Consider the following 13,876-nt stretch of genomic DNA (forward strand, 5'->3'; position numbering starts at 1 on the left):
CCAATGCAGGCCCGGACCCAACTCACGTCAATTCAACGATCCTGGTCATTACTACTTTTTAGCCGGCCACCCGACTAAAAACGCGGCATTTACTGCTCGGAAAGCAGGAGCATTCCCGATCACACCGCCAGCATCCGAACGCTGTCGCATACTGTAAAAATTCGCATACCCCAGACACGCCAACGCGGGAGCAAGCTCCCGCGCGGCGACATCCTACCAGTCACCGCTTGTGAGCGGTCAACCGGGCGACCAAGTTACTTCTGGTCTTTGACTTCTTCGAACTCGGCATCGACCACATCGTCGTGCTTGGCTTCAGGCTCTGCTTGTTGTGCAGCACCTTCGGCCGGCTGGCCTTGCTCGGCGTACATTTTCTGAGCCACTGGCGCGGACACCTTCGACAGCTCTTCAACCTTGGCTTCGATAGCGGCCTTGTCGTCGCCTTTGATAGCGGCTTCCAGGGCAACCACGGCAGCTTCGATTGCAGTTTTCTCTTCGGCAGTCACTTTGTCGCCAGCGTCAGCGACCATTTTGCGCGTCGAATGAACCAGCGCATCACCCTGGTTACGGGCGCCAGCCAGCTCGGCAAACTTGGCATCCGCATCAGCGTTGGCTTCAGCATCACGAATCATCTGTTGAATTTCTTCATCAGACAGGCCGGAGTTGGCCTTGATGGTGATCTTCTGCTCTTTGCCGGTAGCCTTGTCTTTCGCACCAACGTGCAGGATACCGTTGGCGTCGATGTCGAAGGTCACTTCGATCTGCGGCACACCACGTGGAGCTGGTGGAATCTCGGCCAGATCGAATTTACCCAGGGACTTGTTCTGGGCAGCTTGCTTACGCTCGCCTTGCAGCACGTGAATGGTCACGGCGCCCTGGTTGTCATCGGCAGTCGAGAACACTTGGGATTTCTTGGTAGGAATCGTGGTGTTTTTCTCGATCAGCGCAGTCATTACGCCACCCATGGTTTCGATACCCAGGGTCAGCGGGCTGACGTCCAGCAGCAGCACGTCTTTCACATCACCAGCCAATACCGCGCCCTGGATGGCAGCACCCATGGCAACCGCTTCGTCCGGGTTCACGTCTTTACGTGCTTCTTTACCGAAGAACTCGGTTACTTTCTGCTGCACCAGCGGCATACGCGTCTGGCCACCGACCAGGATCACGTCGTTGATGGAACCAACGTCGATACCGGCGTCTTTCAGCGCAATGCGGCAAGGTTCGATGGTGCGCTGAACCAGGTCTTCAACCAGCGCTTCCAGCTTGGCGCGAGAGATCTTCACGTTCAAGTGTTTAGGGCCGGTTGCGTCTGCAGTGATGTACGGCAGGTTCACGTCGGTGGACATGCTCGACGACAATTCGATCTTGGCTTTCTCAGCAGCTTCTTTCAGGCGCTGCATCGCCAGCGGGTCACCCTTGAGGTTCATGCCGCTTTCTTTCTTGAATTCGTCAACGAGGTAGTCGATCAGACGGATATCGAAGTCTTCACCACCCAGGAAGGTGTCGCCGTTGGTGGCCAACACTTCGAACTGGTGCTCGCCGTCAACTTCAGCGATTTCGATGACCGAAACGTCGAAAGTACCGCCACCCAGGTCATAAACGATCACAGTGTGGTCGCCTTTGGCCTTGTCCATACCGTAAGCCAGGGCAGCTGCGGTAGGTTCGTTGATGATACGTTTTACGTCCAGGCCCGCGATGCGGCCGGCGTCTTTGGTCGCCTGGCGCTGGCTGTCGTTGAAGTAGGCCGGAACGGTGATCACCGCTTCGGTCACGGCTTCACCCAGGTAGTCTTCGGCAGTTTTTTTCATCTTTTTCAAGACTTCAGCCGAGATCTGCGGCGCAGACATCTTGTTGCCATTTACTTCAACCCAGGCGTCACCGTTGTCAGCCTTGGCGATTTTGTAAGGCACCATCTTGATGTCTTTCTGTACGACTTCTTCGTCGAACTTACGACCGATCAGACGTTTCACCGCGTACAGGGTGTTGTGCGGGTTGGTCACAGCCTGGCGCTTGGCCGACTGACCGACCAGGATCTCGCCATCGTTGGCGTAAGCGATGATCGACGGCGTGGTACGCGCGCCTTCAGCGTTTTCGATAACCTTGGCCTTGCCGTTTTCCATGACCGAGACGCACGAGTTGGTGGTCCCCAGGTCGATACCGATAATTTTGCCCATGATTCACTCTCCCGAAACTTGAATTTGGATGCCGCAGCAGTTGTGGCTAACTGCGGTAGCACTTAAACGCTTGACTTATAAATGGGGGCCTTGCGGCGGATTTCAAGCCTGCTCATCAATAGAAGGCGAAACGGGTGCAGGCGCCTTGCTCACCACGACCATCGCCGGGCGCAACAAGCGTCCATTGAGCAAGTAGCCCTTCTGGAACACTTTCAATACGCTGTTAGGCTCGAGGTCATGACTTTCCTGCATCGCCATTGCCTGGTGGTGCTCCGCGTTGAACGGCTCACCGCCTTGCGGATCGATGGCTTCCAACTGATAACGCTTCAGGGTGTCCTGGAACATTTTCAGGGTCAGTTCGATCCCTTCGCGCATAGGGCGGATGTTTTCGTCGTCCGGGTTGGACAATTCGAGGCCACGCTCCAGGCTGTCAATAATCGGCAGCAGGTCGTTGGCGAATTTTTCCAACGCGAATTTGTGAGCCTTTTCTACGTCCTGCTCGGCACGACGGCGGACGTTCTGCAGATCGGCGGCAACACGCAACGACTGATCCTGCGCTGCGGCCAGCTGCTCTTCGAGCACTTGCACACGAGTTCCCAGTTCATCACCGGCAGCCGAATTGGCGTCTGGCGTTTGCGTATCCTGCGTCTGTTCGTCAGCCATAGATTTCTCCTTTCAAAATCATGCGCGAACTCAACTCGCGCTTCTGTTCCGGTATATGGGGCCACAATTTTCAGGTTCAAGGGCGCAGGCGTTACCAAAAGTCTTTCGCATGTCTTGGATCATTTCCTGCCTCTACATTCCTAATCGCGCTAAGAAAACACATCGATCAAGCAAATCGAGCTAAGCGCCAGGATTGTCAGCCCAGAACAAAACACTGTATAAATAACCAGACCTAAAGCCTGGGAGCGACCTTCATGCTCGTGCACCTGTCCGTACATAACTACGCCATCGTTGAACATCTGGATCTCGAACTGGATCGCGGCATGAGCGTAATCACAGGCGAGACCGGCGCCGGCAAGTCGATCATGCTCGACGCCCTGGGCCTGACACTCGGCGACCGCGCCGATAGCGGCGTGGTGCGCCCCGGCGCCGATAAGGCCGATATCCTGGCCACCTTCGACCTGGTGGACATTCCCGAAGCCGAGGCCTGGCTGGCCGAGCGCGACCTCAATAATGACGGGCCGTGCATCCTGCGCCGGGTGATCACCGCCGAAGGACGCTCACGCGGCTACATCAATGGTACGCCCTGCCCCCTTGGCGACCTCAAAGCCCTGGGCGAATTGCTGATCGATATTCACAGCCAGCATGAACACCAATCCCTGCTTAAAACCGACACCCATCGCCGCTTGCTCGATGAGTATGCCGGTGCCACCGAACTTGCCCGCCAGGTTCACCTGGCCGCTCAACGCTGGCGGCAGACGCGCCAGGAACTGGAGCGCCTTTCCAATTCCGGCGACGAGCAACGCGCTCGTCACCAACTGCTCAGCTATCAACTCGAAGAGCTGGAAAGCCTGGGCCTGGGCGAGACCGAACTGGAGCAGCTTGAGCAGGAACACAAGAACCTGACCAACGCCGAAACACTGCTGGGTATCTGTCGCCAGGTGATCGAGCAATGCAGCGAAAGCGATTCCGGCAATGTGCTTAACGCACTGACGGCGAGCCTCAATCGGCTGTCCAGCGTGAATAACGCGTCCGGCTCACTGAGTGAAGCCACCACGTTGCTGACCAGTGCGCAAATCCAGGTGGAGGAAGCGGTCGGCGAGCTGAATCGCTTTCTGGATCATTTCGATGCCGACCCGGCGCGCCTGCAGGAAATAGAAGAGCGCCTGGACACCATCTACACCCTGGCGCGCAAGCATCGAATCCAGCCAACCGAAGTGGCGGCGATGCAGCAAAAGCTGCTGGATGAAATCGAAACCCTGAACGCGAACGACGAGTCCATTGAACGCCTCGGCGAAGAACTCGCCTCCTTCGCTCGGCATTATCAGGAAAAAGCTCGCGAGCTGAGCGACCTCCGCCAGCAGGCCGCCACCCGCCTGGCCGGTGCCGTAGAACAGGAAATCCAGCGCCTGGGCATGCCCGGTGGCCGTTTCACCATCCAGTTGAACGCCAACACCAGCCATGAGCTGCAACCCCATGGCCTGGAACAGGTGGAGCTGCTGGTCAGCGCCAACCCGGGGCAACCGCTCAAAGCCCTGGCAAAGGTCGCCTCCGGCGGCGAGCTTTCACGGATCAGCCTGGCCATCCAGGTCATCACAGCGCAAACCTCGCGCGTACCGACACTGGTGTTCGATGAAGTGGACGTAGGCATTGGCGGGCCAACTGCAGAGATTGTTGGCCAGTTGTTGCGACGCCTGGGGGAGCGAGGCCAGGTGCTTACGGTGACCCACTTACCGCAAGTGGCAGCCCAAGGGCATCAGCATTTGTTCGTGCACAAGGTGCGAGGCAGCGACGCGACGCGCACGGCCGTGTCCAAGCTGAACAAGTCGGAGCGCGTGGAAGAAGTGGCGCGGATGCTTGGCGGTATTGATTTGACCAAGGAGTCTCTGGCTCATGCGAAGAAAATGGTCGTCGCCGCGAAGGCTTGAGGCGAGCATTTTGCTTCTTATATAAAGCACGAAGGCGACCCTAGGGTCGCCTTCAATCGTTTCGCAGAGCAACTCTGCGTCGATTTTTACTTTTTCTTACGGATGTACAGCACCAGATTATGGTCGACCAAATCGAAGCCATGCTCCTCAGCGATCTTATGCTGCAGCGCTTCGATCTCAGGGCTGGTGAACTCGATTACCTCATTGGTATCCAGGTCAACCATATGGTCGTGATGCCCGCCGTCGGCCAATTCAAACACTGCATGACCGCCGTCGAAATTATGACGAACCACCAGCCCTGCGGCTTCAAACTGGGTCAGGACACGGTAAACCGTGGCCAGGCCGACGTCTTCATTAGACTCCATCAGCGCCTTGTAAACGTCCTCGGCACTCATGTGGCGCTGCTCAGCAGAATCGAGCATTTGTAGAATCTTGACTCGGGGCAGAGTCACTTTGAGACCGGCTTTGCGTAGTTCGCTATTTTCAACCATGGTTAGCTTTCTCGCGGATGCTGCTTCGCAGCTTCTCTTAATACGGGTATGATCGGCGTTTACGTTGTCCCAGCCAAGATAGTGGAAGTCGCCCACCGATGCAAAACACCAAGCTCTTGCTAACCAGTTTCACCTTTGTGGGACTGCTCGCACTCGCCGGTTGTTCATTCCCCGGGGTTTACAAAATCGACATCCAGCAGGGCAATGTCGTCACGCAGGACATGATAGACCAGTTACGCCCCGGAATGACCCGACGGCAAGTACGGTTTATCATGGGCAATCCCCTGCTGACCGACACTTTCCATGCCGATCGCTGGGATTATCTCTACAGCATCCAGCCTGGCGGCGGTGAGCGCCAGCAGGAGCGCGTCAGTGTCATTTTCAATGGCAGTGACCAGCTTGTCAGCCTGTCAGGTGACTTCATGCCCGGCGTAAGCCGCGATGAAGCGCTGATGGGCAAGGACAGCGGTACCAGCGTGACCGCCCCCGCACAGGAAGCCGAGAAGCCGAAATCCGAGGTGCCGGCCAAGCCAGGCTCCTTGCTGGACCAGATCCAGAAAGACGTCGATGGCGTGGAAACCGTGCCAGTCCCGACGCCACAGCCTCTGGACACCAGCCCGCAGTAACAAGGCGACACTCAACAAAAAGCCCGGCATGCCGGGCTTTTTGTTGTTTGCTGATTTATGCGCCTTGCTGTCTGGCCTTCGCCGCTTTGGCCGCACGCTGCCTGCGCACTTCCTTGGGATCTGCCAGCAACGGCCGGTAGATTTCAATTCGATCACCTGGCTGCACCGCACGCGTATCAGCGTCGGCAACCACCTTACCGAAGATTCCCAACGGGCATTCAGCCAGTTCCAACTGCGGGAATTGCTCAGCAATTCCCGACATGTGCACCGCCGCCCTCAGGCATGTGCCCTCCGGCACCGCAACCGCCAGTAACACCTGGCGCTCAAGGGCGGCATGCACCACTTCAATGTCAACCATGCAGCTGCTTGGCCCGCTGGCAGAACGCATCCACCAGCGTATTCGCCGCCTGGTTGAACAAGGGTCCCAGTGTCGCCCGGACAATGGGCCCGGCGTAATCGAACGACAGATCCAGGCTGATCTTGCAGGCCTTGTCCGTCAGCGCCTTGAATACCCATACCCCATGCAACTGGGTGAACGGCCCCTCCTGCAGATTCATCTCGATGGATTTTCCAGGTACCAGCACATTGCGCGTAACAAAATGCTGACTAAGCCCACCCTTGGCTACGCCGACGCTGGCCACCATGTACTCATCACCGCCCTCCAACACCTCGGCAGTCGAGCACCACGGCAGGAATTCCGGGTAACGCGCCACGTCGTTGACCAGGTCATAGAGCGCCTGCGCGGGATAGGGCAGCAGGGCCGAACGTTGAATATGCGTCGTCATGTGAGCGTTATTTCCACAGCTGAGCGGGCAAACATCGCGAAAGAACAGCCAGATCCGCGAGAGAAAAAAACCAAAGAACTGCCGGCATTGTCCGGGATTCATCGAACACGCTCAAGCACGCAGGTTGACCGTAGCCGACTCGCTCGCAACTCCCTATAATGCCGCCCCTATGGCTAAACAAAAGAAACACCCCACAGGGACCATCGCGCAAAATAAAAAAGCGCGACACGATTACTTCATCGAACATCGGTTCGAGGCTGGTCTGGTCCTGGCCGGCTGGGAAGTAAAGAGTCTGCGTGCCAGCAAGCTGCAGCTGGTCGACAGCTATGTGCTGCTCAAGGATGGCGAGGCATGGCTGCTTGGCAGTCATATCACCCCGCTGACCACCGCGAGCACCCACGTGATTGCCGACCCGGTACGCACGCGCAAGCTGCTGCTCAACGCCCGCGAGCTGGAAAAACTCGCTGCGGCAGTGCAACAGAAAGGCTACGCCTGCATCTGCTTGTCCTGGTATTGGAGCAAGCACCTGGTCAAGTGCGAAATTGCGCTGGGCAAGGGCAAGAAGGAATACGACAAGCGCGATACCGAACGCGAGCGAGACTCCAATCGCGAATTGCATCGCGCGGTGCGCAACAAGGGCAAGGAAGAATAACCTTGTGACCATGCAGCTTCGGGCAACTCGCCCGAGGCTACATGCCTTTACGTCGCTCCGCCCGGGCTACGCGCTGAACTTCCTGACGCACCTCCTCCAGCACTTCCTGCACATACAGCAGGTGACGTGTTGAAATTTCGCGCGCCTGCTCGGCTCGCCCTTCAATAATTGCCAGGTACAGGTCGCGATGCTGACTGATCAGCATGTCGCGGGTTTCGGTGCGCTGTTGATACATGCCGCCAATGTTGGTCACCACGTTACGCTTGAGCAGATCGAACAGCCCGCGAATGGTATGCAGCAATACGGCGTTATGACTGGCCTCGGCAATGGCCAGATGAAACCGCGCATCTGCGGCACCCTCCTCCACTCGACTCACCTCATCGGCCCGCGCATAACAATCCTGCAACGCTTCGAAAGCCGCCGTCAGCCGCTCACGGTCAACTTCCGTTGCTCGTAATGCCGCGTAATACGCGCAAGAAGCTTCCAGTGTCTGGCGAAACTCCAACAGGTCCCGTTGAGCTTCAGGGTTGTTTTCCAACAGATTCAACAGAGGATCGCTGAAGGTCGACCCCAGGGATTCCACGACATAGTTGCCACCGCCCTGACGACTGACCAACAACCCTTTGGCCGCCAGCTTCTGGATCGCTTCTCGCAGCGATGGCCGTGACACGCCAAATTGCTCAGCCAAAGCACGTTCGGCCGGCAAGCGCTCGCCCGACTTCAACGTGCCCTCAAGGATCATGCCCTCGAGCTGCTCGACGATATCGTCAGACAAACGGCGCTGACGCACCTGATCAAACCCCATAACCCACTCTCCACCATCCCGACCACTCGCCGGGGCTTCTATTCTGGCCTATCGCCGCGCTCGCGGCACCTATCAGAACGCCTTCGATTCACCCCATCAGAACAGCCACGCCCGGCTGTACGACCAAAGTTTCGCGGGCGGCAAATTGACACACCCCCAACAAGCCTCTTAATCTAGCCCACAGCGACTGTAAATTGGTATTACCAATTACCCAAGCCATACAAACAACAACAATCAGGGGCCACCCCATATGCAAACCTGGCAACAGCTCTACAGCCCTCTCGGCAGCCTCGGTGTATCCGCACTGGCCGCCGTTATTCCCATCGTGTTTTTCTTCCTGGCCCTGGCCGTGTTCCGTCTCAAGGGGCACGTGGCCGGCAGCATCACTCTCGCGCTGTCGATCCTGGTCGCCATCTTTGCCTTCCAGATGCCGGTAGACATGGCCCTGGCCGCCGCCGGCTACGGCTTTGCCTATGGTTTGTGGCCGATTGCGTGGATCATCGTGGCCGCAGTATTTCTCTACAAGTTGACAGTCAAGAGCGGTCAGTTCGAGGTAATCCGCAGCTCGGTCCTGTCGATTACCGACGATCAACGTTTGCAGGTGCTGCTGATCGGCTTCTGCTTCGGCGCGTTCCTCGAAGGTGCGGCCGGTTTCGGTGCGCCCGTGGCAATCACCGCGGCACTGCTGGTCGGCCTGGGTTTCAACCCGCTCTACGCCGCCGGCTTGTGCCTGATTGCCAACACCGCCCCAGTCGCCTTCGGCGCGCTGGGCATCCCGATCATCGTTGCAGGCCAAGTCACCGGCATCGACGCGTTCAAGATCGGTGCCATGACCGGCCGCCAACTGCCGCTGCTGTCGCTGTTCGTACCCTTCTGGCTGGTGTTCATGATGGACGGCCTGCGCGGCGTTCGCGAAACCTGGCCCGCAGCCCTGGTGGCGGGCCTGAGTTTCGCCGTCACCCAATATTTCACATCCAACTTCATCGGCCCGGAACTGCCGGACATCACCTCGGCACTGGCCAGCCTGATCGCCCTGACCCTATTCCTGAAAGTCTGGCAGCCCAAGCGCAGCGCCGGCGCGCAGATTGCCGGTGCCACCTCGAGCACGGCGGTTACCGCCAGCGCTGGCGGCTTCGGCTTGCCGCGCAACACCGTTGTTTCGCCGTACAGCCTGGGGCAGATTTTCAAGGCATGGTCGCCGTTCCTGATCCTCACCGTGCTGGTCACCATCTGGACGCTCAAACCCTTCAAAGCGATGTTCGCCGCAGGCGGCTCGATGTACGGCTGGGTCTTCAACGTTGCGATCCCGCACCTGGACCAACTGGTGATCAAAGTCGCACCGATCGTAACGAACCCCACCGCCATCCCGGCCGTATTCAAGCTGGACCCGATCTCAGCAACCGGTACTGCGATTTTCTTTTCTGCGCTGATCTCGATGGCAGTCCTGAAAATAGACTTCAAAACTGGTCTTACCACTTTAAAAGAAACTTTCTACGAACTGCGTTGGCCAATCCTGTCCATCGGTATGGTGCTGGCCTTCGCCTTTGTCACCAACTACTCGGGCATGTCCTCCACCATGGCCTTGGTCCTGGCCGGCACCGGCGCTGCCTTCCCCTTCTTCTCACCTTTCCTCGGCTGGCTTGGGGTTTTCCTGACAGGCTCGGACACCTCGTCCAACGCACTGTTCAGTTCGTTGCAAGCCACCACCGCGCACCAGATCGGCGTTAACGACACCTTGCTGGTAGCGGCCAATACCAGTGGTGGCGTGACCGGCAAAATGATCTCGCCGCAATCGATCGCCGTGGCCTGTGCGGCGACCGGCCTGGTGGGCAAGGAATCCGACCTGTTCCGCTTCACCCTCAAGCACAGCCTGTTTTTTGCCACCCTCGTCGGGTTGATCACCTTGGCGCAGGCATATTGGTTCACCGGTATGCTGGTGCACTGAGACCTGCACGCAATAGGGTAAAAACCGACGCCGGGCAACGATTCCGGCGTCAGCTATTTCTGGAGGACCGATGAGCCTGCCTGCAGCATTCCTGAGCGACGTCGCACAGCTGATTCCGAAGGATCGGCGATTCGACGATCCACTTTCCACCCTCGCCTTCGGCACCGATGCCAGCTTTTACCGATTGATCCCACAGTTGGTGATTCGCGTTGAGTCGGAAGACGAAGTCGTCACGCTGCTGCAACTGGCCCAGCGCGACCGCGTCCCCGTGACCTTCCGCGCGGCGGGCACCAGCTTGTCCGGCCAGGCCATCAGCGACTCGGTGCTGATCGTGCTGGGGGATCAGTGGAATGGCCGCGAAATACGCGGGCATGGCACGCAGATCCGCCTGCAACCGGGCGTCATCGGCGCCCAGGCCAACGCCTGGCTAGCGCCATTCGGGCGCAAGATCGGGCCGGACCCAGCGTCGATCAATGCCTGCAAAATTGGCGGCATCGTCGCTAACAACGCCAGTGGCATGTGCTGCGGTACAGCACAAAATACCTACCACACCCTGGCCGGCATCCGTCTGGTGCTGGCCGACGGCAGCCGCCTGGACACCGAAGACCCCGCCAGCGTCCAAGCCTTCCGCCAGACCCACGGCGCGCTGCTCGAACGCCTGGCAACACTGGGCCGCGAAACGCGGGCAAATGCCGAACTTTGCGCAAAGATCCGCCACAAATACCGTCTGAAAAATACCACTGGCCTGTCGCTCAATGCCCTGGTGGATTTCGACGACCCGTTGGACATCCTCAGCCATCTACTGGTGGGCTCCGAAGGCACGCTGGGGTTCATCAGCGCGGTGACCTACGACACGGTGATCGATCACCCGAACAAAGCCTCGGCGCTGATTGTGTTTCCGGATGTCGAGACCTGCTGCAACGCGGTAAGCGTGCTGAAAACCCAACCGGTCTCGGCGGTTGAGCTGCTGGACCGGCGCAGTCTGCGCTCGGTACAGGACAAACCGGGTATGCCGGCGTTCGTACAGCACCTGTCGGAAAATGCCTGTGCGCTGTTGATCGAATCCCGCGCCGCCTCCCTTTCATTACTGCGCGAACACATGGCGCTGATCATGGCTTCCCTGGTAGCGTTTCCAGTGGAAAAACAGGTCGACTTCACCGAGGACCCGCTGGAAAACGCCCGGCTCTGGGCGATCCGCAAAGACACCTTCCCCGCCGTGGGCGCCGTACGCAAAACCGGCACGACGGTCATCATCGAAGACGTCACCTTCCCGGTTGAACAACTGGCGATTGGCGTTAACCGTTTGATCGAGCTGTTCGACAAGCATCACTACGACGAAGCCATCCTTTTCGGACACGCGCTGGAAGGCAATCTGCATTTCGTCTTCACTCAAGGCTTCAACAGCGCGGAAGAAATCGCACGCTATCAGGCGTTCATGGACGACGTTGCACACTTGGTGGCGGTCGAGTTCGGTGGCTCGCTGAAAGCCGAACATGGCACGGGTCGCAACATGGCGCCGTTTGTCGAGCTGGAATGGGGCAGTGACGCCTATCAAATGATGTGGCAGCTCAAGCGCCTGCTCGACCCCAACGGCATCCTTAACCCGGATGTAGTGCTCAGCGATGACCCGCAGATTCATCTCAAGCACCTCAAGCCCCTGCCCGCCGCCGACGAGCTTGTGGATAAGTGCATCGAATGCGGCTTCTGCGAGCCGGTGTGCCCGTCCAAAGGCCTGACCTTGAGCCCGCGCCAGCGCATTGTGATCTGGCGCGATATCCAGGCCAAACAACGCGCCGGCGTCGACACTACCGAATTGGAAGCCGCCTACCACTACCAAGGCATCGACACCTGCGCCGCCACCGGGCTGTGCGCCCAACGCTGCCCTGTCGGCATCAATACCGGCGACCTGGTGAAAAAGCTACGCAGCCGCGACGCCGACCGTACGAAAACCGCCGAATGGCTCGCCACCCATTTCGCCACTGCACTGCAAGGTGCGCGCTTTACCCTGCATGTCGCCAACGGCGCGCGCATGCTGCTGGGAGCGCCGCGCCTGGCGAAGTTATCGGCCAGCGTCACCCGACTGTCCAAGGGCCAGGTCCCACAATGGACCAACGCCATGCCGCAACCGGAAAAAGCCATTCGCTTCAGCCCGGCCGTCACCGATGAGCGACCACGGGTGGTCTACCTGGCCGCATGCGTCTCACGCGCCATGGGCCCAGCGGCAGGGGATAAAGAGCAAATGTCGCTGTACGACAAGACCCGTGGACTGCTGGAAAAAGCCGGTTACCAGGTAGTCTTTCCCGACCGTCAAGACAACCTGTGCTGCGGCCAACCCTTCGCCTCCAAAGGCTATGCCGAACAGGCAGAACACAAGCGCCAGGAACTGCTCGGCGCCCTGCTCCACGCCAGCCGTGGCGGCCTCGACCCGATCTATTGCGACACCAGCCCGTGCACTCTGCGCCTGATGCAAGACCTGGGTGAGACACGCCTGGACCTCTACGACCCGGTACGCTTTATCCGCACCCACCTGATGGACCGCCTCGACTTCACGCCGCAGGAGGCGCCGATTGCCGTCCACGTGACCTGCAGCACCCAGCACCTGGGTGAAAGCCAAGCGCTGATCGACCTCGCCCGACGCTGCGCCAAAACCGTCGTCATCCCCGAAGGCATCCACTGCTGCGGCTTTGCCGGCGACAAAGGCTTTACCACCCCTGAACTCAACGCCCACGCACTGCGCACACTCAAGGATGCGGTGCAACAGTGCAGCGAAGGCATCTCCACCAGCCGCACCTGCGAGATCGGCCTGAGCCAACACGGCGGCATCGATTATCACGGCTTGGTATACCTCGTAGACCGCGTGACCCAGGCCCGCGCCCATTAAGCCTGCAAAAAAACAGAACCCCTGCGCGCCGGCGTAGTCATCTGCATAGGCCTCGACAAACGAGGCTCATCCGTGATGTCGCTGGCAGGCCCCCAACGCCAGCAGCGTCGAGCCCAATTGTGCAAGGAGATACCCTATGAAGCGTTCCGCTCTTGCTGGCTTGTTCATTACCGCTGCGATGCTGGCATCCCCTGCTTTTGCGGCCGATGATAAAGACCTGTGCCAGATCAACCTGGACAAAATCAACAACGGTAAAGCGCTGCTCGCCACCGATACCAGTGGAAAAAGCGGCGAAATAGACACCGCCGTCTCCCAGGCGAAAGCAGCCAGCGCCGCCGGCGATCACAAGAAGTGCATCGAAATCACCTCCAAGGCCCTGCAAGACCTGCAGAACAGCGACAAAGGCGGTCAGTAAGCGATAGGGCCGACCTTCGGGTTGGCCTTTCGTGAAGGTTTGGCGTACACTACACAAGCTTGTCACTCACTAGAAACAACGAGTTACAAGCACGGGGCCGTTTAGGATTCGACGCCGGTCGCGAAACTTTAGGTGCATGCCGAGTTGGTAACAGAACTCGTAAATCCACTGTTGCAACTTCTTATAGTTGCCAATGACGAAAACTACGGCCAGGAATTCGCTCTCGCTGCGTAAGCAGCCTTAGCCCTGAGCTTCTGGTACCTTCGGGTCCAGCAATCACCAGGGGATGTCTGTAAACCCAAAGTGATTGTCATATAGAACAGAATCGCCGTGCAGTACGTTGTGGACGAAGCGGCTAAAACTTACACAACTCGCCCAAAGCACCCTGCCCTTCGGGTCGCTGAGGGTTAACTTAATAGAAACGGCTACGCATGTAGTACCGACAGCGGAGTACTGGCGGACGGGGGTTCAAATCCCCCCGGCTCCACCAAATGATCAAAAAAAGACGTCCACG

12 protein-coding genes and 1 other RNA gene are annotated in these 13,876 nt (G+C 58.5%); 7 read left to right on the forward strand and 6 right to left on the reverse strand.

All coding sequences use genetic code 11. The annotated features are described in order from the left end of the window. Positions 1-254: 254 nt before the first annotated feature. Together dnaK and grpE are read right to left on the reverse strand one after the other, a co-directional pair. Positions 255-2,171 carry a molecular chaperone DnaK gene (gene dnaK / locus C4J87_RS21845; protein WP_124368384.1) on the reverse strand — a complete coding sequence of 639 codons (1,917 nt, stop codon included), beginning with the start codon at positions 2,169-2,171 and terminating at the stop codon, positions 255-257. Between the two features lie 102 nt (positions 2,172-2,273). Further along, positions 2,274-2,834, reverse strand: coding sequence for a nucleotide exchange factor GrpE (grpE, locus tag C4J87_RS21850; RefSeq protein WP_057725007.1), 561 nt, complete (start codon positions 2,832-2,834; stop codon positions 2,274-2,276). Positions 2,835-3,088: 254 nt separating this feature from the next. Here grpE and recN point away from each other — a divergent pair, with 254 nt between their 5' ends. Then, positions 3,089-4,762: a DNA repair protein RecN gene (gene recN, locus C4J87_RS21855; protein ID WP_124368385.1), complete on the forward strand. Its 1,674-nt coding sequence runs from the start codon at positions 3,089-3,091 to the stop codon at positions 4,760-4,762. Between the two features lie 86 nt (positions 4,763-4,848). Here the strand turns inward: recN and fur are convergent, their stop codons facing one another. After that, positions 4,849-5,253: a ferric iron uptake transcriptional regulator gene (gene fur / locus C4J87_RS21860; protein ID WP_003194220.1), complete on the reverse strand. Its 405-nt coding sequence runs from the start codon at positions 5,251-5,253 to the stop codon at positions 4,849-4,851. 98 nt (positions 5,254-5,351) lie between these two features. Here fur and C4J87_RS21865 point away from each other — a divergent pair, with 98 nt between their 5' ends. Further along, positions 5,352-5,879, forward strand: coding sequence for an outer membrane protein assembly factor BamE (locus C4J87_RS21865; protein WP_124368386.1), 528 nt, complete (start codon positions 5,352-5,354; stop codon positions 5,877-5,879). Positions 5,880-5,934: 55 nt separating this feature from the next. Here C4J87_RS21865 and C4J87_RS21870 read toward each other — a convergent pair whose 3' ends face one another. Continuing rightward, on the reverse strand, positions 5,935-6,237 hold the full coding sequence (locus tag C4J87_RS21870; RefSeq protein WP_124368387.1) for an RnfH family protein: 303 nt from the start codon (positions 6,235-6,237) through the stop codon (positions 5,935-5,937). After that, the gene (locus C4J87_RS21875) at positions 6,230-6,664 is read right to left on the reverse strand and encodes a type II toxin-antitoxin system RatA family toxin (protein ID WP_124368388.1); all 435 of its coding nucleotides are present in this window, start codon (positions 6,662-6,664) and stop codon (positions 6,230-6,232) included. Before C4J87_RS21875 ends, C4J87_RS21870 begins: the two co-directional genes overlap by 8 nt. Before the next feature lie 169 nt (positions 6,665-6,833). Between C4J87_RS21875 and smpB the strand changes: the two genes are divergently transcribed. Further along, positions 6,834-7,316 carry an SsrA-binding protein SmpB gene (gene smpB, locus C4J87_RS21880; RefSeq protein ID WP_003176160.1) on the forward strand — a complete coding sequence of 161 codons (483 nt, stop codon included), beginning with the start codon at positions 6,834-6,836 and terminating at the stop codon, positions 7,314-7,316. Positions 7,317-7,353: 37 nt separating this feature from the next. On the opposite strand, the gene C4J87_RS21885 is transcribed toward smpB, so the two are convergent. After that, complete coding sequence (locus C4J87_RS21885; protein ID WP_124364453.1) at positions 7,354-8,121, reverse strand: GntR family transcriptional regulator; 768 nt, start codon at positions 8,119-8,121, stop codon at positions 7,354-7,356. Between the two features lie 250 nt (positions 8,122-8,371). On the opposite strand from C4J87_RS21885, the gene C4J87_RS21890 reads away from it, so the two are divergent. The 4 genes from C4J87_RS21890 (at position 8,372) to ssrA (ending at position 13,852) form a co-directional block, all read left to right on the forward strand. After that, positions 8,372-10,066: a lactate permease LctP family transporter gene (locus C4J87_RS21890; RefSeq protein ID WP_124368389.1), complete on the forward strand. Its 1,695-nt coding sequence runs from the start codon at positions 8,372-8,374 to the stop codon at positions 10,064-10,066. A gap of 70 nt (positions 10,067-10,136) precedes the next feature. Further along, a complete protein-coding gene (locus C4J87_RS21895; RefSeq protein ID WP_124368390.1) occupies positions 10,137-12,947 on the forward strand; it encodes an FAD-binding and (Fe-S)-binding domain-containing protein in 2,811 nt (936 codons plus the stop codon). 136 nt (positions 12,948-13,083) lie between these two features. Further along, positions 13,084-13,362, forward strand: a complete 279-nt coding sequence (locus C4J87_RS21900; protein ID WP_124368391.1) for a hypothetical protein — start codon at positions 13,084-13,086, stop codon at positions 13,360-13,362. A gap of 93 nt (positions 13,363-13,455) precedes the next feature. Beyond that, positions 13,456-13,852: a transfer-messenger RNA gene (gene ssrA, locus C4J87_RS21905) on the forward strand. Positions 13,853-13,876: the final 24 nt, after the last annotated feature.

The organism is Pseudomonas sp. R1-43-08 (assembly GCF_003852255.1).
Classification (GTDB): Bacteria; Pseudomonadota; Gammaproteobacteria; order Pseudomonadales; family Pseudomonadaceae; genus Aquipseudomonas.

Bases quoted from the DNA above. Each gene is read 5' to 3' on its own strand.
- dnaK (WP_124368384.1), bottom strand. From the start codon at position 2,171: ATGGGCAAAATTATCGGTATCGACCTGGGGACCACCAACTCGTGCGTC.
- grpE (WP_057725007.1), bottom strand. From the start codon at position 2,834: ATGGCTGACGAACAGACGCAGGATACGCAAACGCCAGACGCCAATTCG.
- recN (WP_124368385.1), top strand. From the start codon at position 3,089: ATGCTCGTGCACCTGTCCGTACATAACTACGCCATCGTTGAACATCTG.
- fur (WP_003194220.1), bottom strand. From the start codon at position 5,253: ATGGTTGAAAATAGCGAACTACGCAAAGCCGGTCTCAAAGTGACTCTG.
- C4J87_RS21865 (WP_124368386.1), top strand. From the start codon at position 5,352: ATGCAAAACACCAAGCTCTTGCTAACCAGTTTCACCTTTGTGGGACTG.
- C4J87_RS21870 (WP_124368387.1), bottom strand. From the start codon at position 6,237: ATGGTTGACATTGAAGTGGTGCATGCCGCCCTTGAGCGCCAGGTGTTA.
- C4J87_RS21875 (WP_124368388.1), bottom strand. From the start codon at position 6,664: ATGACGACGCATATTCAACGTTCGGCCCTGCTGCCCTATCCCGCGCAG.
- smpB (WP_003176160.1), top strand. From the start codon at position 6,834: ATGGCTAAACAAAAGAAACACCCCACAGGGACCATCGCGCAAAATAAA.
- C4J87_RS21885 (WP_124364453.1), bottom strand. From the start codon at position 8,121: ATGGGGTTTGATCAGGTGCGTCAGCGCCGTTTGTCTGACGATATCGTC.
- C4J87_RS21890 (WP_124368389.1), top strand. From the start codon at position 8,372: ATGCAAACCTGGCAACAGCTCTACAGCCCTCTCGGCAGCCTCGGTGTA.
- C4J87_RS21895 (WP_124368390.1), top strand. From the start codon at position 10,137: ATGAGCCTGCCTGCAGCATTCCTGAGCGACGTCGCACAGCTGATTCCG.
- C4J87_RS21900 (WP_124368391.1), top strand. From the start codon at position 13,084: ATGAAGCGTTCCGCTCTTGCTGGCTTGTTCATTACCGCTGCGATGCTG.